Genomic DNA, 20559 nt, shown 5'->3' on the forward strand with positions numbered 1-20559 from the left:
AGTTGTTTTATGCGTAATTCTGTACGTATGCTGGCTGTTGCGGTTGTGTTGTCGGCCTTGTGGTTGTCCGGTTGTGCATCCGGTAAATGGAACCGCTATGAGTTGTACATGGGTCAGACTTATCAGGATGGTCAGAAGCAGGTTTCCGGTGAACAGTTTCAGGATTTTTTGAGCAGGGAAGTTACTCCCAAGTTCAGCGATGGTTACACCATTCTCGATGCCCAAGGTTTCTGGGGCGGCAAAGGCGGTTTTACATATTCCGAGAGAAGCAAGGTCATCATGATCGTCTCGCCGGACAAGAACGCTGAAAAGCGGATTGATGAGATTGCCAAGGCCTACAAGGAAATGTTCCAGCAGGAAGCGGTGCTGAAAGTTGTCAGCCCTGTTGATGTTGAGTTCAGGTAATAAAAGAAGTCCCCCGTCGCTTGTGCGCCGGGGGACTTTTTGCTTTATATCTATCCAAAAATCCCTACAAACTAATCCATTCGTCCTGCTTCTTTTCTTCCGGCTTGTATTCCAGATGGCAGCAGGTGCGGTGGCCGGGGCCAAGTTCCTTGTCTTTGGGTGCTTCTTCACGGCAGATGTCCATGGCATGGGCACAGCGCGGGTGGAAGTGGCAGCCTTTCGGGGGATCGAGCGGCGAGGGGATTTCGCCTTTGAGCGGGGCAAAGTCCACGTCGCGTTTATCCAGTCTGGGCACTTCGTTGAGCAGGGCCTGCGTGTAGGGGTGGAACGGCTTGCTGAAAAGCTTTTCAACCGTTCCTACTTCAACTACCCGGCCGAGGTACATGACCGCGATGCGGTCCGAGATATGCTCAACCACGCCTAAGTCATGACTGATGAACAGGCAGGTCAGGTTCAGTTCCTTGCGCAGGTTCATGAACAGGTTCAGAATCTGGGCCTGAATGGATACATCCAGTGCGGCAACTGATTCATCACAGATCAGACATTCCGGCTGCATGGCCATGGCTCTGGCAATACCGATTCTCTGGCGTTGACCGCCGGAGAACTGGTGCGGGTAGCGGTTCTTGTAGCTGGGGTCCAGCCCGCAGCGCAGCATAACGTCTGCAAGGTACTTATCGAATCCGGCCTTGTCGGTCAGGCCGTGGTAAAGCGGTGCTTCGCCGATAATCTGATTGACCCTTTTGCGCGGGTTCAGCGAGGCAAAGGGGTCCTGGAAGATCATCTGCACGTTGCGTGCGTAGTCCATATGTTCCTTGGAACTCATGTCCTTTACATTCCGGCCTTTGTAGAAAATATCCCCGCCCGACGGGGTGAGGATTTCACAGAGCATGCGGCCCAGTGTGGATTTACCGCAACCTGATTCACCAACCAGTCCCAGCACTTCGCCGGGCATGATGTCCAGATTGACGCTGTCCACGGCCTGAACACGCTCTTCACGCATCTTTGAACCAAGCTTCTGGGCGATTTTACCTGCAAAGTCGAGTTTCTTGACGAATACCCGGCTAAGATTCTCGCAGCTAAGAAATGGCGTATTATTATTCATATTTATAATCCTTATTGCCTCCGGCGGCTGGGGAAGGGGAGAAACCCTTTTGCTAACGCCCAAAAGGGCTTCTCCCCTTCCCCAGACCCCATCCCCTCTTCCCAAAAGACGTTTTAGTAATGCTTCGCAAGTAGCTTACTGAGACGTCCTTTAAAGTTGAACTTATTTAAACCTAATAAAAGGTTTTGGGATTCTTAAACACTTTTGCAAAAGGGTTTAAGGTTCCCGGCAGGGTCGCCGAAGGCAAAATCTTTTTATCAAAAAGCGCGGTAGCGCATCAAAACAAAGCGTCGCAGACTCGCCGGAGGCATTATTACAATGGATGATGACAGCGAACTATGCGTCTGTCTCCCATTTCGACCCTTTCAGGGGCGACCAGACACTGATCATCTGCGTAGGGGCAGCGCATCCTGAAGGAGCATCCTTCGGGGATATTGATCAGTGACGGGGTCATGCCCGGAATCTGGAACAGCGGTTCGCCGCGTTTGTTGCGGCTGGGTACGGAGCCGATCAGACCGTGGGTGTACGGATGCATGGGGTGGTCGAGGATTTCCTGAACATTACCCTGCTCGATGATCCGTCCGGCATACATAACCGCTACCTTGTGGGCCAGACCGGCTACTACTGTAAGGTCGTGGGTGATCCAGATCAGGGCCATCCCGGTCTTGCGGCAGAGAGCCTGCATTTCGGAAAGAATCTGGCTCTGAATGGTTACGTCCAGCGCAGTGGTCGGTTCGTCGGCGATGATCAGGTCCGGCTTGTTGATAAGCCCGATGGCGATGGCAACGCGCTGTCGCATACCGCCTGAGAACTGGTGCGGGTAAGCCTTGATGCGTTCTTCCGGTGAGGGAATACCGACCATGGCCAGTGCTTCGATGGAACGGCGTCGCGCTTCATCCTTGCTGACCTTTTCATGGGCGGTGATGGCTTCCATCATCTGGGTGTCGATACGCAGTACCGGGTTCAGGGTCATCATGGGGTCCTGAAAGATCATGGAGACCTTTGCGCCCCTGAACCTGCGCCATTCCTCTTCGGACTGGCCGATGATTTCCTGTCCTTTGAACTTGACGGAACCGCCTGCGATTTCACCCGGAGGGTCCACCAGACCCATGACCGAGAACCCGGTTACGGATTTGCCGGAACCGGACTCGCCCACAATACCGACGATCTCGCCCTTACCGATGTCGAGGCTGATGTCGTCAACAGCCTTGGCAATCCCGGCACGGGTGTAAAAGTAGGTCTTAAGATTTTGTATGCTGAGAATATTTTCACTCATTTTTTCAACCTCGGGTTCAGAACATCGCGCAACCGGTCACCCACAAGGTTGATGGATACGATGAGGATGAGCAGGGCCACACCGGGATAGAAGCTGATCCAGTAGTAGCCGGATTGCAGGTACTTGAAACCGTTGGCGATAAGCAGGCCCAGTGAAGGCTGGGTAATGGGCATACCCAGTCCGAGGAAGGAAAGGGTAGCTTCAAGGGCGATGGCCCCTGCCACTTTAACGGTGGAGATAACGATCAGCTCCGGGGTACAGTTGGGCAGCACGTGTCCGAACATGATTCGGTTCTGGGGCAGGGCCAGACATTTGGCCGCTTCCACGTATTCCTTTTTGCGTTCCACCAGCACGTTACTGCGGATGGCGCGGGCGTAGTATGCCCACTGGACTATGACCAGCGAGAGGATTATCTTGTCCACCCCCTTGCCGAGTATCGCCAGCAGGATCAGGGCCACCAGAATGGCCGGGAAGCTCAGTTGCAGGTCGACCACCCGCATGATGAACGAGTCCGTGCGCCCGCCGATGAACGAGGCCCAGAGGCCGATGACGGAACCTATTACCAGCGCGATGATGGTACTGACCACGCCGACACCGAGGCTGATGCGCAGGCCGTAAAGGATGGCACTGAGCATATCGCGGCCCTGACTGTCGGTTCCCAGCCAGTAGGAGATGGATTCGTCCATGGATTTTTCGCCCGGTTCGAGCTTGGAATCCATGATGTCGATGGTCATCAGGTCGTACGGGTTCTGCGGCGAGATGTAAGGGGCCATAAGCGCCACAACCACCATCAGAGTCAGCACTATCAGACCGATGGTAGCGGTCTTGCTTTCAAAGTATTCTTTCAGCGATTGCAGGAGCAGGGATTCATCCTTTTCCGGCTGCTGTATTTCTTGTGTTTCTGCCATATTTTCTGCCTTCGGCGACCCTGCCGGGGGCCTTAAACCCTTTTGCAAAAGGGTTTAAGAATCCCAAAACCTTTTAGTAAGGCTTTGCCGCTTGGGTTATTAATTAATTCTGGTCTCCCAGTCTTACTCGGGGATCAAGAATTGAATAAATTATGTCTACTATTAAATTGATGATGATAAACATGGTCACGGTTATTAGCAGATAGGCAACGATAACCGGACGGTCGAGAACTCCGATGGAGTCGATAACCAGCTTACCCATGCCGGGCCATGAAAAGATTGTCTCGGTTACAACCGCGAATGCGATAAGTCCGCCGAACTCCATACCCAGAACGGTAACGACCGGGATCATGATGTTTTTCATGACGTGCAGCCCGATGATGCGGGTATTGGTAAGTCCTTTGGCTCGGGCGAACTTAACGTAATCCATTTGCAGGTTTTCCTGTACCCCGGCCCGGCTGAGTCTGATTGCCAGCGAAGTCTTGAACAGGGCGAGGTTCATGGCCGGGAGAATGAGATGGCGTATGCCGTCCCAGGTCAGGAAACTTACCGGAACACCTAGTAATTCAACCGTTTCCCCACGTCCCCCGGAGGGCAGCCAGCCCAGATATACCGAGAAGATGATGATGAACATCAGCCCGACCCAGAATGTGGGTAGACTGAAGCCCAGTATGGAGAAACGCATGATACTTCGTCCGAGTAGCGTGTCAGATTTTATCCCGGCGACCATGCCTAAGGGGATGCCGAAAAATACGGCCATGAGCATGGCGGTTACCGCCAGTTCCATGGTCGCGGGCATACGCTGCATGATAAGTTTGAGGGCCGGTTCGTTGTAAACAAAGGAATTACCGAGGTCTCCGTGCATGGCATCCTTGAGGAAGCGCATGTACTGTTCGGGCAGCGGTTTATCCAGACCGAGTTCTTTAATGGCGCGATCCCTTTCCGCCGGGGTGGCGTCGGGAGCGATGAGGATATCCACCGGGTTCCCGATACAGAATACACCGCCGAAGACCAGCACGGACATGACCAGCAGGACGACGATGGATTGTGAAATTCTTCGAATCAGAAATGCGAGCATCTATTTTGCTCCAGTTAAAAAAGGGGCGCACAACGTACGCCCCTTTTGATTGTATTATTAAGCAGGCGTTCTATTTAACAGTTTTGATTTCGCGGGGCAGAGTGTAACCGTCGGTACGGCCGTTGTACTCAAGTCCTTTCTTGGATGCCCAGACGTTTACCTGATAGTGGATGGGGATAATACCCAGATCGCCGATGCCCATTTCGGTAGCTTTGATGATCAGCTCGTTGTGCTTTGCAGGATCAACGGTAACCAGAGCTTCTTCGAGGGTAGCGTCAAGATCGGGGTTGGAGTAACGGCCACGGTTGGAGGAGCCGAAACCCTTTTCTTTATCATAGGTGTGCAGCAGTGCGCCGATGCAGTTGGACTGTTCACCGGTATCAGTTGCCCAGCCTACGAGCATGAAGCTGAACTCAAGCTTGGAAGCGCGGCCGAAGTAAACACTCTTAGGCATGGTGTTAACTTCAGTTGTGATGCCTACTTTGGTCAGCATCTGAGCAATTGCCTGAGCGATGTCAGCATCGTTAACGTAACGGTCATTGGGACCGTGGATGATCAGCTTGAAGCCTTCGGGGTATCCAGCATCGGCAAGCATGGCCTTTGCGCCTTTGGGATCGTATGCTTCAGGCTTGAGGCGTTTACTTGTACCTTCGTATCCGTCAGGAACCATCTGGCTGGCAGGCACTGCGAGACCGTCCATGATGCGGCCTGCGATGGCGCGGCGGTTGATGGCCTTGGAGATAGCTTTACGTACGCGGAAATCTTTCAGCGGGTTTTTGATCTTTTCGCCGTTGTTACCGGAAACAGTGGGCGAATCATCACGGTCGGTATCGAGGTGCAGGTAGATCAGACGGGTGGAGGGAGATTCGGAAAGGGTGATTTTCTTATTTTCACCGAGGTTGTCAACGTCTGCCGGGGGCACGAAGTTGATCATGTCCACATCGCCGGATTTCAGTGCTGCAACACGGGTTCCGTCGTTGGTGATGGGGCGCACAATGATTTCTTCCCAAGGCATTTTTTCGCCCCAGTAGTTGTCATTGCGTTTGTAGATGATTTTGTCACCGCGTTCCCATTTTACCAGTGCGTAAGGACCGGTTCCGATGCATGCTTTGCCGGAGTTGAAATCTTCAGTGGCAGCGCCATCAGCATTTTTCTTGGAAATGATGGGGAAAGCAGCCATCTGACGGGGCAGCAGCGGTGCAGGTGCTTCAGTGGTGAAGCGGATGGTCAGGGGATCAACGATGTCGATCTTCTGGATGTTGGAAACAAATCCGGTGAAGGAAGAAGGACTGTTGGGTACATTGGGAATGCGTTCGATGGTGAACTTCACATCTTCAGCAGTGAAGGGGGAGCCATCGTGAAATTTTACGCCTTCACGGAGTTTGAATTCCCATACATTGTCGGAAACAGGTTTCCAGGAAAGAGCCAGACCGGGCTGGAGTTTCTGTCTGTTATCCTGACGGACCAGCTTGTCGAAAACATACAGGGACTGCATGTTGTTTGCTGATACGTTGTGGAAATGGGGATCGAGAGAGGTGGGTTCACCTTTCAGGCCGAGGGTCAGTTTTTCTGCATGGGCCATGGTTGCCCCGAAGGCAAAGCAAGCCACGATAGCAAGAACGATCAATAGTTTTTGGCGCATTCAATACTCCTTTTTACAGTCTTATAAAGCCAGCTGTACTTTACATAAATATCGTCTGAAATCAAGGTTTCGGTGATTATGGAATTAATGAATGCGGAAATATGAGGGGTGTATTTTTGTTGTTTCGCTTTGTTGTGCTGTGAATTTGATCAATCAATCAATGTTGAGTGTTTTACGTAACATAATGACATGGTTGTGATTTGGCTCGTGCCGTATCAATGATGCGTATGGCCTTTGCAGTTCTGCGTTCAATATCGCCGCTGATATTATGGAAAGAAATATTAAGTCGTTGCAGTTCCTTTATAAAAAGTCCCTGCATGTGTTCGCGATTTTCGGGCATGTCGCGTTGACCGTCTGCCCGCCATTCAATATCAATGGCGCAGAGCAGGTAGAGACTGGGACCGAGCCGTGCAAACTTATCGTTAAGCCAGTCGGGGCAGGTTCCGAAATAGTGCTTGGCGTAGACCATGGACGAAATAATATCCGTATCGCAGATAAGCGGGTTGAATCCTTTGGCGGCAGCTTCTGACTCAAGCCGCAGCTGTCCATCGGCAATGGGGATAACATCGTCTGCGGTCAGGATGCCGCTTTTCAGCGCGAAATATTCACGCAGATATTCGGGGACGGGTTCCACTCCATAGTGCGCGGCAAGCGCAGCTGCAAGGGTGGATTTTCCGGTACATTCCGAGCCGCTGAGGACTACGCGGAGCATTCAAGCTCCCGGTCGGCGCGGTAGGATTTCAGCCAGCTGATGAAGCCGAGCACGGCCATGGCGGTGTAGACTGCCATGAGCCCGCTGTATCCGGTCCAGCCCTTGGCGTAGTATATTCCAATGTACATCACATCAGCGCTGATCCAGAGCAGCCAGTTTTCCATGTATTTTTTAGCCAGCAGATATTGGGCGATGAGGGAGATAACGGTGGTCAGCGCGTCCCACCAAGGAAAGGAAGCCTCCAGATAGTTTTCCATGATGTATCCGGTAGGCAGGAAAGCGGCCAGACCGATTAAGGTTAAACGCAAGCCCAGTTTGCGGTCCACGCGCTGGACCTTGAGCGGAGAATTATCTGTACCGCCGCGCAGCCATTGATACCACCCGTAAAATCCGAGCACGACATAGACAAATTGCAGGAAGGCGTCAGAATAGAGTTTTCCTTGGAAGACGATAACCATCCAGATTCCAACGCTGACAATACCAAAAGGCCAGCAGATCGGGTTCTGGCGCACGCTCAAAAATATGTAGATCAGTCCGGTAGCGATGGAAAGTTGTTCGCCGAGGCTCATGGCGGATACGAAATTGACAATGAAATTAAAGATTTCCATGTTTGTCCTGCAATTGGTATTTGGTTAAGCTTTAAGTTGGTCTCAGGATGTTATCAATTTCCGGGATAAAGTCCATGCCGCTTATTCATGGCATCGGCTGAGATGATCTGTTCCGGTAATATTTCTTTTCGCTGTCAGTTTTGCGGTACAGATTGTTTTGCTATATGAAAATCTCAAAGTTTCAATTCAAGGAGGAGCAGATGAAAACTCTAGGAATTCTCGGCGGTATGAGCTGGGAATCAACTATATCATATTACAAATTGTTAAATGAAGGTGTGCGTACTGAGTTAGGCGGATTTCACTCCTGTCGCATGGTAATGCACAGTGTGGATTTCGCCCCTTTTGAAAAGCTGATGGCTAAAAATGATTGGGAAAGTATAACTGCCGGATTGGTCGAGGGCGCGAAGAGTGTTGAGGCCGGAGGGGCGGATGCTTTGATAATTGCCACTAACACCATGCACAAGGTTGCCGGTGAAGTTCAGGAGGCAGTCAATATTCCGCTGCTGCATATGGCTGACGCCATCGCCGGGGGCGCGGAAAAGACCGGAGCATCCAAACTTGGTTTGCTCGGGACAGCCTTTACCATGGAGCAGGATTTTCTGTCCCGTCCGCTCAGGGAAAAGTACGGGCTGGATGTGATTGTCCCTGACAGTAAAGGCCGGGCCATGGTTCATTGTTCTATTTTTGATGAACTCTGCTGCGGGAAGATTCTGGATAATACCAGAGAGGGATATGTTAAAATTATCGAAGAAATGGCCGCGCAGGGAGCCGAGGCAATCGTGCTTGGCTGTACCGAGATCGGTTTGTTGGTCAAGCCGGAAGATGTCTCCGTGCCGCTGATTGATACGGTTCAGGCCCACGTAAGTCTGGCACTGGATTATATTTTGAAATAGCTTATGCCTCCGGTGGCTTAAACCCTTTTCAAAATAAAAACCGTCATAACTTAGTTGTTATGGCGGTTTGATTTATATGTATAATTTTAATGCGAAGCGGCGAAGCCCCGATGAAAAGTTTCTTTGGACCCCGGAGGGCCGCCGGAGGCAAACTACTCAGTAGCCACAGCCACCCCTGAGCCGATCAGGACAGATCCGGCACAGCGGTTGGCAATTTTCCATATTTTTGGACTGCGGATGGCGGCGCGGCTGCGGTCCCCGAGCCACGCGTAGACCAACAGGACGGACAATACTGTGGGAATGACCGAGCAGGCTACGATGACAACATCACTGGAAGTCAGGGCCTGTAAATTCATGAATCCGGGCAGAAATCCACAATAGAATGCAATCAATTTAGGGTTGCCCAGTGAAACGCAGAGTCCGGCAAGATATGTTTTCCCAGTACCTTTGGCTACAGGCGGATTAGAGCCGTCTACAGCAGGAGGTGCTGCCCTCCAGCTTTTGATCCCAAGGTATATAAGATAGGCCGCACCTGCCCATTTCAAAATCATGAATCCGGCACCGAGTTTCTGGGCCACAAATCCCATACCGAAGATTGCCATCAGCAGATAGCAGAGATCTCCGCTGACAACGCCTAGACAGTACAGAGCGGTGGATTTGAATCCGCGCGCCACAGACTGGGCGATGATGGACATTACTCCCGGACCGGGGATAAGGGCGAAAATCAAAACTGCAAATATCAGTGCAATTGTGGATGTGATTGTCATTGTTTTGCTCCATTATTCAGGCTATCGATAACTCGTCAGAGTCCGCCCGGTCCAGTGATTTATGCATTGGCAGTACGGGCGGAGTTGTCTATGAGGATATATGGCTGAAAAAAAATCTCTTCCGTTCCTTGATTTTGTCACCCTGTGCTGCGTGGTCTTTTTGGCTGTGTGCAATATTTCCGTTTATTACAGTCTGAATGTCTATCTCCAAGGTCTTGGATTTAATAAGGCTACTTCCGGTTTGTTGATAAGTCTCTATTCACTGTCGGGGATGTTCATGTACCTTGCAGTCAGCAGCCGCATTAATGCAGTGAATGCCTATCGTTTTATGTTCACGGGTATGCTGCTGGTGGGGATATGCGGTTGCGGGTATGTTTATATCAATGAATTCTGGCCTCTGCTTCTACTGCGTATCGGGCAGGGGGTGGGTATTTTTATGGTTCTGGCTCCATGTGTGGCGATTCTTGTTTCCATGACCAGTGCGGAGAATGCTGGCTCGGCGTTCAGCCTTTACTCCACAGCTTTGCTGCTGCCGTATGCGGTTATGCCTCACGTCTCGGAACAATTTGGTCCGTTGGTTGCCGGACCTGAGTGGATTTATGTCGGAACAGCCGGACTGACTCCGTTGGCGTTTTTGCTGACTGTATTTCTAAAATTCCGCACCTCCAAGATAGAGCAGCGTGGCAATGGACAGCAGGAACCTGTCTCCATGCGCGATTCCTATGCAAACCTGTTCCGCTTGAAAATTTTATCAGTATTGGCGGTCAACGGCGTCTACTTTATGATTTTCGCAGGTTTATTTTTTCTTTTTCAGGATTTTGCGCTCTCAAGGGGAGTTGTTAAAGCCGGGTATTTCTTTTCGCTGCAGATGGGAGTGATGATAGCAATCCGTCTGTTCGGCGGTGCTGTGTTTGACCGTTTTTCCAAGCGCGGACTGATCGTAACTGCGTTTATATTTACAGCTGCCGGATTTGTGCTGCTTAATGACCTGCATGATGAATCCATGCTTCTGCCTATTGCTGTGGTTTTCGGTACGGGCATGGGGCTGAGTGCTCCGGCTCTGAATTCGCTTATGTTTGTGGTCAGCGAACCGCATTTCCGCAGTTTTAATGTGAATATGATGATGTTTACCGTGCATCTGGGATCGTTTTTAGGGCCTTTGCTGGGTGGGATTGCAGTGGATTCCATCGGTTACGGCGGGTTCCTGTGGATTGCTGCGTCGGGGACTGCCTGTACGGCTTTAATTTTTATGTTGATGGGCAGGGTGGAGTAGTTAAGGCTGGCTTGAATATAAAAAGACAGTTATATGTAAAGATAATGCTAATTTATGGAGCTGATCATGTCTGATATGAAATTTATGGAAGAGGCCTACAAACTGGCAAAAAAGAGTTTTGACGAAGGTGGATTGCCCATTGGATCGGTTTTGGTCCGCAATGGTGAGATAATTGGACAAGGGCATAATCAACGGGTTCAGAAAGGGGATCCAATAGCCCATGGTGAGATGGACTGCATCCGCAATGCCGGACGGCAGAAGACATATAAGGATACGACAATCTATACCACTCTTTCCCCGTGTATGATGTGTTCCGGCACTATTGTACAGTTCGGAATAGCGCGAGTGGTTATCGGCGAAAACCTTAATTTCGGTGGAAATGAGGAATTTCTCAGGTCACGTGGAGTTGAAGTGGAAATTCTGGACCATCCCAAATGTATTGCACTCATGGAAAGATTGAAGTCGGAAAAGCCCGCACTCTGGGCCGAAGATATCGGTGAAGATTAATTAGCTTAAGATTCAAATACAAAAAGCCCAGCTTTATTTCTAAAGCTGGGCTTTTTATTTGCTGTGGAGCTTCCGAGCAGGATTGAACTGCTGACCTCGTCCTTACCAAGGACGCGCTCTACCGACTGAGCCACGGAAGCACCTTTATATGGTGGCTTTCTTTAGCGATAATGCCGTTTCCGGCACGCTCAACCGCTTTAAGCGGGAGCTTCGTTGAAAGCCTTAGAGAACCAATTTTTAAAAGAACGTAATGTTAAAAAATGAGGGTCGTAAAGTTTATTTTTACGACCCTCAGGGGTATCTTTTTAACGTGGTCGGGATGAGAGGATTTGAACCTCCGACCCCTTGAACCCCATTCAAGTGCGCTCCCAGGCTGCGCTACATCCCGACGTCACGAAGAGAGGTTCTATGGAAAACTCTCGAACAAGTCAACTTGTTAGGGAGCCTGAAATGCATTTTTTTTATATTTTTCGCATTTTTTTGTTTTCATAACGGTCCCGTACAGCCCTCAAATTCATAGGACGTAAAAAAGCCCTTACAACTTAAAGCTGTAAGGGCTTGATTTGCTGTGGAGCTTCCGAGCAGGATTGAACTGCTGACCTCGTCCTTACCAAGGACGCGCTCTACCGACTGAGCCACGGAAGCACCTTTATATGGTGGCTTTCTTTAGCGATAATACCTTGTTAGGTACGCTCAACCGCTTTAAGCGGGAGCTTCGTCGAAAGCCTTAGAGAACCAATTTTTAAAAAGATCGTAGTGTCAAAAGATGAGGGTCGTAAAGTTTGTCTTACGACCCTCGGGGGTATCTTTTTGACGTGGTCGGGATGAGAGGATTTGAACCTCCGACCCCTTGAACCCCATTCAAGTGCGCTCCCAGGCTGCGCTACATCCCGACGTCACGAAGAGAGGTTCTATGGAAAACCTCTGGAGAAGTCAATAGCTTTTCTTAAAAAAATGAAAAAAGTTAAAAATAAGGAAAATTGAGGGGTTAATTAGTAGCGTTGTGGCCTTTCTTTTTGGTTAATGAAATTGATAGAAAGCAATTGCCGAGGATGTCTTGGAGTGTTCAATTACTTACTTTATTGGCCCTTTTGTTCGGTTTTCATTGCGGTCCCGGTTGTTTACGGGGTAGACTGGAGTATGAATACCGCATGGGATTGGCGGTGTAATATTTCTTGCTAACTTTTCTGTAACCAGAGGGCCGTTGCATATGAGTTTGTTGGATTGGTTGCCATTTTTTAAACCGAAGGGACCGCAGCTCGACCCTGAAGAGGCGCGTAAATTACTTACTACTCGTTACAATCAGTTCCGTCTGCTGATTCAGGCCAATACCAAAACGCATGAGCTTATTGCCGAGTTGGAGGAAGCCTTGCGCGGTTTCCATCCCTACGGCATTCATTATGTGCGTGCTTTGTGTACCCGCATTTCAGTCACCGTATATAAGATGATACGGCAGTTGAATGAGCTGAATCCGGAGCCATACAGTGCTCTTTTTGACCGCTTCAAGGAAATACAGGAACAGATCTCAGCGCAGATTGAGCCGGTCTCTTTCTCCGGCGAAGGTGAGTTGGTTTTGGATTTTGACCGTGTGGGCCGGGATCAGGCAGATCTATGCGGTCCGAAGATGGCTATGCTGGGTGAGGCCGGGAAGAGTCTTGGGTTTAGGGTTCCCGCCGGGTTTGTGGTCACAACTGCGGCTTTCCGTCGTTTCATGCAGCTTGACGGCCTTCAGGATGAGATTGACCGCATCATCCAATCCACGGATTTCGGTAATCGGGATGAGGTCTTTCAGGTTTCATCCAAGGTAATGCAGCTGATCATAACCACTGAATTTTCAGATGAAATATCATCTTCCATAATGGATGGATACGCACGTTTGCGTGAGTCTTTGGGGCATGAGGTTATGTTGGCAGTGCGCTCCAGTGCTCTGGGCGAAGACGTGGAAGGTTCCGCTTTTGCCGGGCAGTATTGCTCTATCCTGAACGTTGATTCTGATTCCCTACTCATGGCGGTTAAAGAGGTCATGGCTTCCAAGTATTCAATGCAAGCCATGGCTTACCGCAGCAGCCGCGGTTTGAAAGATGAAGATGTTGCTATGAGTGTGGGCTGCATTGAGATGGTGGTCCCGTCTGCATCCGGGGTTGCGTATTCGCGGAATCCGGTGAATATACGTGATGAGAATATTTCAATTTATTCTGTCTGGGGGTTGCCGCGGGCGGTTGTTGACGGCTCAACGGAGACAGATGAGTTCGCGGTCAGCCGTGGTCCTTCGCCTCAAGTGGTGGAAAGGCGTATTGCCGAGAAGTGTGAAAAATACATTTGCGATATCGGTGAGGGGGTCTGCCGTACCGAGTTGCTCGACAATTGTCGCACCGAACCTTCTTTGAATGATGAACAGGCTTTGCTGGTGGCGGATGTGGCCGTGCGTATTGAGGAGCATTTCGGTCCTCCTCAGGATATTGAATGGGCTTTGACCGAGTCCGGTGAATTTTATCTGTTGCAATGCCGCCCACTGATGCTGCTGGACGATGATTCCGAGCAAAGCAATAATACAATGGACCTGCCTGCGGCATTGTTTTCAGGGGGCCGCACAGCGAGTCCCGGAGTCGGGGTTGGTCCTGTGTTTCATATTCGTAAGAGTGCTGATGCTCTAGCGTTCCCTGATGGAGGCGTTATGGTTATCAGGCAGGCATTGCCTGAATATGCTGCATTGTTGGACCGTTGCAGTGCAGTTATTTCCGAGCAGGGCGGTATGGCCGGGCATCTGGCTAACGTCGCCCGTGAATTCGGGGTAGCTGCTTTGTTCGGAGTGAAAGGAGCTTTTGATTTATCTTCCGAAGGGCAGATTGTGACTGTTGATGCAGACGGGCACGGGGTTTATTCCGGCCCGGTGGAAGCTCTTCTTACGGAGAAACCTCGGCAGCGGCTCATGCGGGGCAGCCCGGTGCAGGCGGTCTTGCGTAAGGCTGCACGGCATATTGTCCGCCTGAACCTGACTGATCCGGATGGACCTAATTTCAAGCCTTCCAAGTGCAAGACCTATCACGACATCATGCGTTTCTGCCATGAAATGGCCGTGCGTGAAATGTTCGGGTTCGGCATAAGTGATAAATATATCATGGCTGCTTCCAAGCAGCTGATCTGCAATGTCCCCAAGCAGTTCTGGGTCCTGGACCTCGGCAACGGCGTAAGTCCTGAAGGTGAGGTGAATGACCGTTGCGTGTTTATGGAACATGTTGAATCAATCCCTATGCGCGCTCTTTGGGCGGGTATGCAGGCTGTGCCGTGGGAGGGACCGCCTGCTATTCATGGAAAGGGGCTGATGTCGGTAATGTTTGAGTCCACCATGAATCCTAATCTGAATGTCGGAACCCGTTCTACTTACACCCAGAAGAACTATTTCATGATTTCACGGAACTACTGCTGTCTGCAGTCCCGTTTCGGTTTTCATTTCTGCGGGGTGGAGTCCCTTGTGGGCGATCGTACTTCAGAGAATTATGCCAGCTTTCAGTTCAAGGGCGGGGCTGCAAATCCTGAGCGGCGCAGGTTGCGGGCAAAGTTTATCGGTTCCATTCTGGATGAATTTGATTTCCGGGTCCGCATCCGCGAGGACAACATGCACGCCCGCCTTGAAGGGATGAGTCGTGAAGGAATGGAGTATCATTTGAAGATACTGGGCTATCTGATCACCCACACCCGCCAGTTGGATATGATCATGACCAACCCGGAACAGGTGGATGGCTATCGTGCCAGATTTTTCAAGGACTTTGAAGTTTTTAACAGCTGATTATGTTTGCCTGCCGGATTCAAGGGCATACGCCTAGAGTGGTAAGGAGTACTATTAAAAACCAAAGAAAAACGGCGGAAGGGGTAATTCCGCCGTTTTTTGGGGACTCAGAAAAGGATAAACCTTTCCTCTCCTGAGGTCTGTATGGATCCTTTTTGCTTAAGGACTTTGGAAGGTTGTTGTTACGCAGTGGGGCCGGGGGGCGGAATAGGGGTTCCGCATTTTCGGCATTTCACGGTTCTGTCCTTGTCTTCAATACGGATAATATTCATTTTTCCGCAGTTCGGACATTTGCGTTTGCGGTTGAAAGCCGCCAGAAGAGATGAGTATATTCCCCACATGCTTATAGTTCCCGCATTGTATGCTGGTTAAAGGGGCGGTTCACCTGCCTGTTGTTAATTAAAGCAGGTCGTTATCAAGTATTAGTGACGACAGGGTGACCATGCCGATTATTTCATTCATATGTTCTACCGGGGCACGATGAATCCCGATCCGGTGGATCAGGCGTACAGCATAACGTATATCCATCTGCGCTGGAACGGTTATGATCGGCTTGGTCATAATTTCGTATACGTAGACCATTTCCGCTTCACGTCCGGCTACGATGACGTCCCTGACCAGATCATTAACGGTTACGATACCCCATGCGTCATCTTTGCTGCGTTTGTTGACCAGCAGTTCAGATATCCCGGAGAGACGCATCTGCTCTGCGGCTTCCTTGGCTGTAGCCATGCCGTCAATGCTGACAATTTCAGACTGCATCACATCCTGAACACGGATGATAGGTAAACTCATTGTTATCTCCTTTACAGGTAGCTGTCGCGGACTTTTTCTTTGAAAACTTCTATCTGGCTTTCCATTCCGAGGACATTTTCCACCGGAAGCACAAAGGCAATCCCGGTTCCGGGCTTGTGGAATTCCCCGGCGGTCTTGATGGCTTCCATTACCGGTTTAACCAGATGCTCTTCGAGCAGAAAGAGGACGATGTCGGTCTGGTCTTCAAGGGTCAGACCGAAAAAAGTTTTGGCTTCGCGCATTCCGGTTCCCCGTGCAGGGATAATGGTTGCTCCGGTTGCGCCTACTTTCTTTGCCGCATCAACGATGGGATCAGTTTTATTCGGCTTGACCGGGGCAAGGATGATTTTGAACTTCATTACATATCCCCCTGTAAGGGTTTGTTTTCGCTCAGCGGTGCTGTGCGGGAATGATTACTGCCAGTGTGCTCTTCACGCATTTTTTTTGTTTTTTTCCGTGTCGCCATGAAATGGGTGTACTGAGCGTAACCCATCACGGTGATAATGGGAAACAGGCTGGCAAAGGCGATCAGCCCGAATCCGTCCAGCGCAGGGTTACGCCCTGGCACGGACTCAGAGAGGCCCAGTCCCAGTGCAGCCACTAGCGGCACTGTCACTGTTGATGTCGTCACCCCACCGGAATCGTAAGCCAGCGGGATTATTTTTTTAGGTGCCATAAAAGTTTGGATGATCACGATTATGTAGCCCACCATAATATAAATGTAGAGCGGAGTCCCGGTAACGATCCGGAAAGCTCCGAGCGAAATGCCGATAGCCACGCCCAGTGCTACGGTAAGGCGCAATCCCCACTGACTGATCACTCCGCCGGAAACCTCTTTTGCTTTAAGGGCAACAGCCAGCAGGGACGGTTCGGCAATGGTAGTGGAGAATCCGATCATGGCTGCAAACAGGTAAACCCAGCCGTATGCAGTCCAGTCTGAAATTGCGGCGACCCCGCCTTCGCCCGCCAGCAGCGAAGGCGCGGAGAGTTGGGTCGCCATGATCCTGCCTATCGGAAACAGCGCTTTTTCCAGGCCGATCAAAAACATTGCCAGCCCCAGAACTACATAGACGCCGCCGATGGCCAGACTGCGCAGGTTGGGGATCGGCTGGCGCAAAACAAAAAGCTGAAAGCAGATTATCAGGGCCAAAATGGGTAGGATATCCCTCACTGTGGCGAGGAATACCGCTCCGAATTGTATAAGGAAGTCCATGGTCCTGCTTTCCTCTTTTGTTAAAATTGTTCTGGAGGGCGGGGAGGAGGCGTGGTGTTCAAGCACGCCTACAGACCCTCCAGATATTTAGAAAACGGTTAGGCCGTATCCCATTACGAAGATCATAGGCAGGAGTGAGGCAAAGGCTATCAGCCCGAATCCGTCTAGCAGAGGGCTGCGTCCTTTGATGATTGAAGCCAGTCCAACTCCCAAGGCTGCCACGAGGGGGACAGTCACGGTGGATGTGGTAACACCGCCGGCGTCGTAAGCTATGCCCACGATTTCTTTGGGAGCGATCAGGGTCATGAGCATTACAACCACGTAGCCGCCTATGATTAGGTAATGCACGGGCCAACCGCGCAATATCCTTAAAACACCAATCAATATTGCCACTCCGACGGAGAAGGCCACAGAAAGCCGCAATCCCAGTGCGTACCTGTTCAGCGATTCTTCTCCAGGAGCTATCAAATTGCCTTGTGCGGCAATACTGGCAGCCTCTGCCGAGACGGCAATCAACGCTGGTTCCGCAACCGTTGTTGAAAAACCTAGCAGAAAGGCGAAACTCAGCAGCCAGAATAAGCTCCCCTTGCGTGCCAGGGCACGGGCCATTTCTTCCCCGATAGGGAAAAGGCCCATTTCAAGTCCCTGCACGAAGAGCATCAGCCCAAGAACCACGAGCATGCCGCCGAAAAACACCTCTCCCATATTCGGCAGAGGCTGCCTGAGAACAACAATCTGGAAAAAGGCGATGACTAGAATAATGGGCAGCAGGTCTTTGAAAGCGGTCCATAACTTTCTAAGAACTGCCGTTACTATTCTTCGCGCACATGGTGACGTTTTGGTGTTGTCCTGCATTTAATTAAAATGATCCGTTTTGGTTTGTTCAGCCCGTTTTATCCATAGTGATGAGCCCGTTTTTGGCTGCATCGTAAATCCTGTGGGTCAGAATCTCGGTGTTCGCAGGCTTGAGCATGAAATCAAACGCCCCGGCGTTCATTGCGGAAAGGGCACTATCCATATCTGCATTGCCTGTCAGCAGAATTACTTCCACGCTCGGGTGACGGTGCTTGATGGTTTTTAAAACCTGCAGTCCGTTTATGCCGGGCATTTTCATATCCAGAACCACTACCTGGTAAATTTCAGTATCCAGTTTAAGCAGTCCTTCTGCGCCGTCTTCGGCGGTGACTACTTCAACTCCCCTTCGGGTCAGCCTTTTGGCCAGCACTGAAGAAAAGCCTTTTTCGTCATCTATGAGGAGTATTCGAATATTTTTCATAATCTTCCTCCTTCTCCTTGGCTTTAATCCGGTAGTTACAATGAGCATGCCAAACTGTGAGAATCATTCACTGAGTCTTAAGTTCGAAATGAACCTCTTCGTATGTTTAGTTATTTAACTTAGGGGTTTGCGTGTTTTTTTGTGCTTGGTGGCAAGAATTTTATGAGCAGGATCGGTAGAGTAATTAAGTTTTTTCAGGCTTGGAAGTTCAGGTAGCGGATGTTTGGAGAGGGTGAATCGGGGCGTTTTGTACCTCCAGCAGTGTGTTGAGTCATCAATAATTGTGAAAAAGCGCACAGTCTGGTCAGAAATGTATTAAAAATGATTTGTGGGGTGTTTTTACCCACCGGGGCAATGTGCCCCTATTTGCTTTGTTTCGGCGTGAGATTGTGTCTAACTCCGGATGGAGGGTGCTCTCTTCATTACTAATAGGTCTATTCAGAATGTGTTGATGATATTCGTTTAAAAACAGTATGTTATAGTGTTTTGTGAGGTTTGTGAAAATTGCCGCGAACTGTTCAAAGTGGCACACCATTTGCTCAATGTGTTTCAAGAGGGCCGCAAACCCTGCGGATCTGAAATTATTGAAACCGAGAGTGGTGCAGCTATGCAGACCGAAGCCAAGAACACATACGACAAGCTTTCCCGGAAAATCACGTTGACAGTGATAACGGTGTCCCTTGCCCCGCTGATTCTTGTGGGCGGTCTTATCTTTGACCAGTTTAGGTCCATTTACCGGGCCAAGGTTTATGCTCACCTTGCTGAGGTGGTCGATAAGCAGACTGACAATGTAAACAATTTTTTGAGTGAGAAGCTGGCCGAGGTCCAATATCTCAGCCGGGTGTTTACTTATGAGCAGCTCAGTGATTCCCGGATTCTTGAACAGACCCTGAAGGGAATGCAGCAGCAGTACGGACGCATCTTTGTCGACCTCGGAATTATCGATGAGAACGGGTTGCAGGTTGCATATGCCGGGCCTTTCGATCTGCTGGGCGCTGATTACTCCAAGGCGGACTGGTACATAAGCTCCCGCAACAAGAGTACCGGGATCAGCGATGTCTTCTTGGGGCTGCGCCAGTCACCGCATTTTATCACCACTATCAATAGCAAGAACAAGGACGGTAAGCCTTGGACCTTGCGTGCGACCATAGATTTTCTCGCCTTTTCAAATCTGGTGGAGAATGTACACATCGGTGAAACAGGATATGCTTACATCCTTAATATGAATGGCGTTTTTCAGACAAGACCACAGGCCAACCGTAACCGTGGTCTGGTGCTGACCCCTTATGAAACTATCCAGAAGCCCGAGCATGAGCAAGGTGTTACCATCCAGCTTTCCGAGGGCAGCGACGGTGAAAAGTATGTAACTGTTTCTTCTCTGCTTAAGGACGGGGAGTGGAAGCTGGTCTATCAGCAGAATATTTCCGATGCCTTCTCGGCCATGATCCGCAGTGAACTTTTTACTCTCGCCATTTTTCTTTCCGGTGGCTTGGCGATAATTGCCATGGCACTCTATCTTTCCCGCAAACTGGTTTCACATATCGAATTTATTGATGACGAAAATGAAATGATGAACCGCCAGATGGTGGAGACCGGGAAGCTGGCTTCCATTGGTGAGTTGGCAGCAGGAATTGCCCATGAAATCAACAACCCGGTGGCGATTATGATCGAAGAAGCCGGGTGGGTGAGTGACTTGTTGGAAGATGAGGGCAAGGAAATGGCCTCGTACAACGAAATCACCCGTGCGTTGGAGCAGGTTCGTACTCAGGGCGGACGTTGCAAGGATATTACCCACAAGCTGCTCAGCTTCGCACGCAAGACGGATTCGAGGGTGGCGGAAGTATCCTTGCCGGACCTTATCGAGGACGTAATTGAAATCTCCATGCAGCAGGCCCGGTATGCACAGGTCAATCTTGCTCTGAATCTTGACCGGAAAATGCCTCCGGTATGTGTGTCCGAATCCGAATTACAACAGGTTTTTCTTAATCTTTTCAATAATGCCGTTCAGGCCATGGAAGCTGAGGGTGGAACTCTGAGCGTAACCTGCTGGGCTGAAGGCGAAGAAGCATATATTTCCGTAGCGGATACTGGTCCCGGAATTCCTGCCGCTAACTTAGGCAGAATCTTCGATCCCTTTTTTACCACCAAGCCGGTGGGCAAGGGAAGCGGGCTGGGGCTTTCCATCTGCTTTGGACTTATTCACCAAATGGGTGGTGAGATTGATGTTGAAAGTGCAGTGGGACACGGTGCCCGGTTCAATATCCGGTTGCCTTTGCCCGCAGCTGAAGCCGAACACGACGTTGAAAAGGAGGAGTAA

The 20559-nt window shown here is 50.3% G+C and carries 20 protein-coding genes and 4 tRNA genes; 6 read left to right on the forward strand and 18 right to left on the reverse strand.

Features of this window, described 5'->3' with window-relative positions:
• The first annotated feature begins 9 nt into the window (after window positions 1–9).
• Complete coding sequence (locus ACNI29_RS11085; RefSeq protein ID WP_419778441.1) at window positions 10–405, forward strand: DUF3574 domain-containing protein; 396 nt, start codon at window positions 10–12, stop codon at window positions 403–405.
• Window positions 406–469: 64 nt separating this feature from the next.
• Here the strand turns inward: ACNI29_RS11085 and ACNI29_RS11090 are convergent, their stop codons facing one another.
• From ACNI29_RS11090 to pnuC, 7 genes are all read right to left on the reverse strand, one after another.
• Window positions 470–1507 carry an ABC transporter ATP-binding protein gene (locus ACNI29_RS11090; RefSeq protein WP_419778442.1) on the reverse strand — a complete coding sequence of 346 codons (1038 nt, stop codon included), beginning with the start codon at window positions 1505–1507 and terminating at the stop codon, window positions 470–472.
• Window positions 1508–1820: 313 nt separating this feature from the next.
• Window positions 1821–2783 carry an ABC transporter ATP-binding protein gene (locus ACNI29_RS11095; protein WP_419778443.1) on the reverse strand — a complete coding sequence of 321 codons (963 nt, stop codon included), beginning with the start codon at window positions 2781–2783 and terminating at the stop codon, window positions 1821–1823.
• Window positions 2780–3691 (reverse strand): ABC transporter permease, encoded by a 912-nt coding sequence (locus tag ACNI29_RS11100; RefSeq protein ID WP_419778444.1) that lies wholly within the window; start codon window positions 3689–3691, stop codon window positions 2780–2782. The genes ACNI29_RS11095 and ACNI29_RS11100 overlap by 4 nt, the downstream gene beginning before the upstream one ends.
• A gap of 103 nt (window positions 3692–3794) precedes the next feature.
• Window positions 3795–4769, reverse strand: coding sequence for an ABC transporter permease (locus ACNI29_RS11105; RefSeq protein ID WP_419778445.1), 975 nt, complete (start codon window positions 4767–4769; stop codon window positions 3795–3797).
• Window positions 4770–4839: 70 nt separating this feature from the next.
• Window positions 4840–6411 carry an ABC transporter substrate-binding protein gene (locus ACNI29_RS11110; RefSeq protein ID WP_419778446.1) on the reverse strand — a complete coding sequence of 524 codons (1572 nt, stop codon included), beginning with the start codon at window positions 6409–6411 and terminating at the stop codon, window positions 4840–4842.
• A 172-nt stretch (window positions 6412–6583) separates the two neighbouring features.
• Window positions 6584–7123, reverse strand: a complete 540-nt coding sequence (locus ACNI29_RS11115; RefSeq protein WP_419778447.1) for an AAA family ATPase — start codon at window positions 7121–7123, stop codon at window positions 6584–6586.
• Complete coding sequence (pnuC, locus tag ACNI29_RS11120; protein ID WP_419778448.1) at window positions 7111–7731, reverse strand: nicotinamide riboside transporter PnuC; 621 nt, start codon at window positions 7729–7731, stop codon at window positions 7111–7113. The genes ACNI29_RS11115 and pnuC overlap by 13 nt, the downstream gene beginning before the upstream one ends.
• 200 nt (window positions 7732–7931) lie before the next feature.
• Here pnuC and ACNI29_RS11125 point away from each other — a divergent pair, with 200 nt between their 5' ends.
• On the forward strand, window positions 7932–8624 hold the full coding sequence (locus ACNI29_RS11125; protein ID WP_419778449.1) for an aspartate/glutamate racemase family protein: 693 nt from the start codon (window positions 7932–7934) through the stop codon (window positions 8622–8624).
• Window positions 8625–8776: 152 nt separating this feature from the next.
• Here ACNI29_RS11125 and ACNI29_RS11130 read toward each other — a convergent pair whose 3' ends face one another.
• Window positions 8777–9391 carry a LysE family translocator gene (locus ACNI29_RS11130; protein WP_419778450.1) on the reverse strand — a complete coding sequence of 205 codons (615 nt, stop codon included), beginning with the start codon at window positions 9389–9391 and terminating at the stop codon, window positions 8777–8779.
• A 100-nt stretch (window positions 9392–9491) separates the two neighbouring features.
• On the opposite strand from ACNI29_RS11130, the gene ACNI29_RS11135 reads away from it, so the two are divergent.
• Window positions 9492–10664, forward strand: coding sequence for an MFS transporter (locus tag ACNI29_RS11135; RefSeq protein WP_419778451.1), 1173 nt, complete (start codon window positions 9492–9494; stop codon window positions 10662–10664).
• Between the two features lie 66 nt (window positions 10665–10730).
• Window positions 10731–11171, forward strand: coding sequence for a nucleoside deaminase (locus tag ACNI29_RS11140; protein ID WP_419778452.1), 441 nt, complete (start codon window positions 10731–10733; stop codon window positions 11169–11171).
• Between the two features lie 64 nt (window positions 11172–11235).
• Here the strand turns inward: ACNI29_RS11140 and ACNI29_RS11145 are convergent.
• The 4 genes from ACNI29_RS11145 to ACNI29_RS11160 all read right to left on the reverse strand — a co-directional run bounded on the left by ACNI29_RS11145 (window position 11236) and on the right by ACNI29_RS11160 (window position 12064).
• A tRNA-Thr gene (locus ACNI29_RS11145) sits at window positions 11236–11311 on the reverse strand.
• 171 nt (window positions 11312–11482) lie between these two features.
• A tRNA-Pro gene (locus tag ACNI29_RS11150) sits at window positions 11483–11559 on the reverse strand.
• Window positions 11560–11740: 181 nt separating this feature from the next.
• Window positions 11741–11816: transfer RNA gene (locus ACNI29_RS11155), tRNA-Thr, on the reverse strand.
• A gap of 171 nt (window positions 11817–11987) precedes the next feature.
• Window positions 11988–12064 (reverse strand) — tRNA-Pro (locus ACNI29_RS11160).
• Window positions 12065–12381: 317 nt separating this feature from the next.
• Here ACNI29_RS11160 and ACNI29_RS11165 point away from each other — a divergent pair.
• On the forward strand, window positions 12382–14958 hold the full coding sequence (locus tag ACNI29_RS11165; RefSeq protein WP_419778453.1) for a PEP/pyruvate-binding domain-containing protein: 2577 nt from the start codon (window positions 12382–12384) through the stop codon (window positions 14956–14958).
• Between the two features lie 182 nt (window positions 14959–15140).
• Here the strand turns inward: ACNI29_RS11165 and ACNI29_RS11170 are convergent, their stop codons facing one another.
• The 6 genes from ACNI29_RS11170 to ACNI29_RS11195 form a co-directional block, all read right to left on the reverse strand.
• Window positions 15141–15299 (reverse strand): hypothetical protein, encoded by a 159-nt coding sequence (locus ACNI29_RS11170; RefSeq protein ID WP_419778454.1) that lies wholly within the window; start codon window positions 15297–15299, stop codon window positions 15141–15143.
• A gap of 58 nt (window positions 15300–15357) precedes the next feature.
• Window positions 15358–15753: a CBS domain-containing protein gene (locus ACNI29_RS11175; RefSeq protein WP_419778455.1), complete on the reverse strand. Its 396-nt coding sequence runs from the start codon at window positions 15751–15753 to the stop codon at window positions 15358–15360.
• A gap of 11 nt (window positions 15754–15764) precedes the next feature.
• The gene (locus ACNI29_RS11180) at window positions 15765–16112 is read right to left on the reverse strand and encodes a P-II family nitrogen regulator (RefSeq protein ID WP_419778456.1); all 348 of its coding nucleotides are present in this window, start codon (window positions 16110–16112) and stop codon (window positions 15765–15767) included.
• The gene (locus tag ACNI29_RS11185) at window positions 16112–16966 is read right to left on the reverse strand and encodes a DUF1538 domain-containing protein (RefSeq protein ID WP_419778457.1); all 855 of its coding nucleotides are present in this window, start codon (window positions 16964–16966) and stop codon (window positions 16112–16114) included. Before ACNI29_RS11185 ends, ACNI29_RS11180 begins: the two co-directional genes overlap by 1 nt.
• Before the next feature lie 87 nt (window positions 16967–17053).
• Window positions 17054–17821, reverse strand: coding sequence for a DUF1538 family protein (locus tag ACNI29_RS11190; protein WP_419778458.1), 768 nt, complete (start codon window positions 17819–17821; stop codon window positions 17054–17056).
• Between the two features lie 28 nt (window positions 17822–17849).
• Complete coding sequence (locus tag ACNI29_RS11195; RefSeq protein WP_419778459.1) at window positions 17850–18242, reverse strand: response regulator; 393 nt, start codon at window positions 18240–18242, stop codon at window positions 17850–17852.
• 523 nt (window positions 18243–18765) lie between these two features.
• Between ACNI29_RS11195 and ACNI29_RS11200 the strand changes: the two genes are divergently transcribed.
• Window positions 18766–20559, forward strand: a complete 1794-nt coding sequence (locus ACNI29_RS11200) for a sensor histidine kinase (RefSeq protein ID WP_419778460.1) — start codon at window positions 18766–18768, stop codon at window positions 20557–20559.

This window comes from Maridesulfovibrio spiralis (SeqCode), from assembly GCF_048571135.1.
Lineage (GTDB): Bacteria > Desulfobacterota > Desulfovibrionia > Desulfovibrionales > Desulfovibrionaceae > Maridesulfovibrio > Maridesulfovibrio spiralis.

What these genes read in the sequence shown, in the direction of transcription:
- ACNI29_RS11085 (WP_419778441.1), top strand. Translation starts at nt 10, where the DNA reads ATGCGTAATTCTGTACGTATGCTGGCTGTTGCGGTTGTGTTGTCGGCC.
- ACNI29_RS11090 (WP_419778442.1), bottom strand. Translation starts at nt 1,507, where the DNA reads ATGAATAATAATACGCCATTTCTTAGCTGCGAGAATCTTAGCCGGGTA.
- ACNI29_RS11095 (WP_419778443.1), bottom strand. Translation starts at nt 2,783, where the DNA reads ATGAGTGAAAATATTCTCAGCATACAAAATCTTAAGACCTACTTTTAC.
- ACNI29_RS11100 (WP_419778444.1), bottom strand. Translation starts at nt 3,691, where the DNA reads ATGGCAGAAACACAAGAAATACAGCAGCCGGAAAAGGATGAATCCCTG.
- ACNI29_RS11105 (WP_419778445.1), bottom strand. Translation starts at nt 4,769, where the DNA reads ATGCTCGCATTTCTGATTCGAAGAATTTCACAATCCATCGTCGTCCTG.
- ACNI29_RS11110 (WP_419778446.1), bottom strand. Translation starts at nt 6,411, where the DNA reads ATGCGCCAAAAACTATTGATCGTTCTTGCTATCGTGGCTTGCTTTGCC.
- ACNI29_RS11115 (WP_419778447.1), bottom strand. Translation starts at nt 7,123, where the DNA reads ATGCTCCGCGTAGTCCTCAGCGGCTCGGAATGTACCGGAAAATCCACC.
- pnuC (WP_419778448.1), bottom strand. Translation starts at nt 7,731, where the DNA reads ATGGAAATCTTTAATTTCATTGTCAATTTCGTATCCGCCATGAGCCTC.
- ACNI29_RS11125 (WP_419778449.1), top strand. Translation starts at nt 7,932, where the DNA reads ATGAAAACTCTAGGAATTCTCGGCGGTATGAGCTGGGAATCAACTATA.
- ACNI29_RS11130 (WP_419778450.1), bottom strand. Translation starts at nt 9,391, where the DNA reads ATGACAATCACATCCACAATTGCACTGATATTTGCAGTTTTGATTTTC.
- ACNI29_RS11135 (WP_419778451.1), top strand. Translation starts at nt 9,492, where the DNA reads ATGGCTGAAAAAAAATCTCTTCCGTTCCTTGATTTTGTCACCCTGTGC.
- ACNI29_RS11140 (WP_419778452.1), top strand. Translation starts at nt 10,731, where the DNA reads ATGTCTGATATGAAATTTATGGAAGAGGCCTACAAACTGGCAAAAAAG.
- ACNI29_RS11165 (WP_419778453.1), top strand. Translation starts at nt 12,382, where the DNA reads ATGAGTTTGTTGGATTGGTTGCCATTTTTTAAACCGAAGGGACCGCAG.
- ACNI29_RS11170 (WP_419778454.1), bottom strand. Translation starts at nt 15,299, where the DNA reads ATGTGGGGAATATACTCATCTCTTCTGGCGGCTTTCAACCGCAAACGC.
- ACNI29_RS11175 (WP_419778455.1), bottom strand. Translation starts at nt 15,753, where the DNA reads ATGAGTTTACCTATCATCCGTGTTCAGGATGTGATGCAGTCTGAAATT.
- ACNI29_RS11180 (WP_419778456.1), bottom strand. Translation starts at nt 16,112, where the DNA reads ATGAAGTTCAAAATCATCCTTGCCCCGGTCAAGCCGAATAAAACTGAT.
- ACNI29_RS11185 (WP_419778457.1), bottom strand. Translation starts at nt 16,966, where the DNA reads ATGGACTTCCTTATACAATTCGGAGCGGTATTCCTCGCCACAGTGAGG.
- ACNI29_RS11190 (WP_419778458.1), bottom strand. Translation starts at nt 17,821, where the DNA reads ATGCAGGACAACACCAAAACGTCACCATGTGCGCGAAGAATAGTAACG.
- ACNI29_RS11195 (WP_419778459.1), bottom strand. Translation starts at nt 18,242, where the DNA reads ATGAAAAATATTCGAATACTCCTCATAGATGACGAAAAAGGCTTTTCT.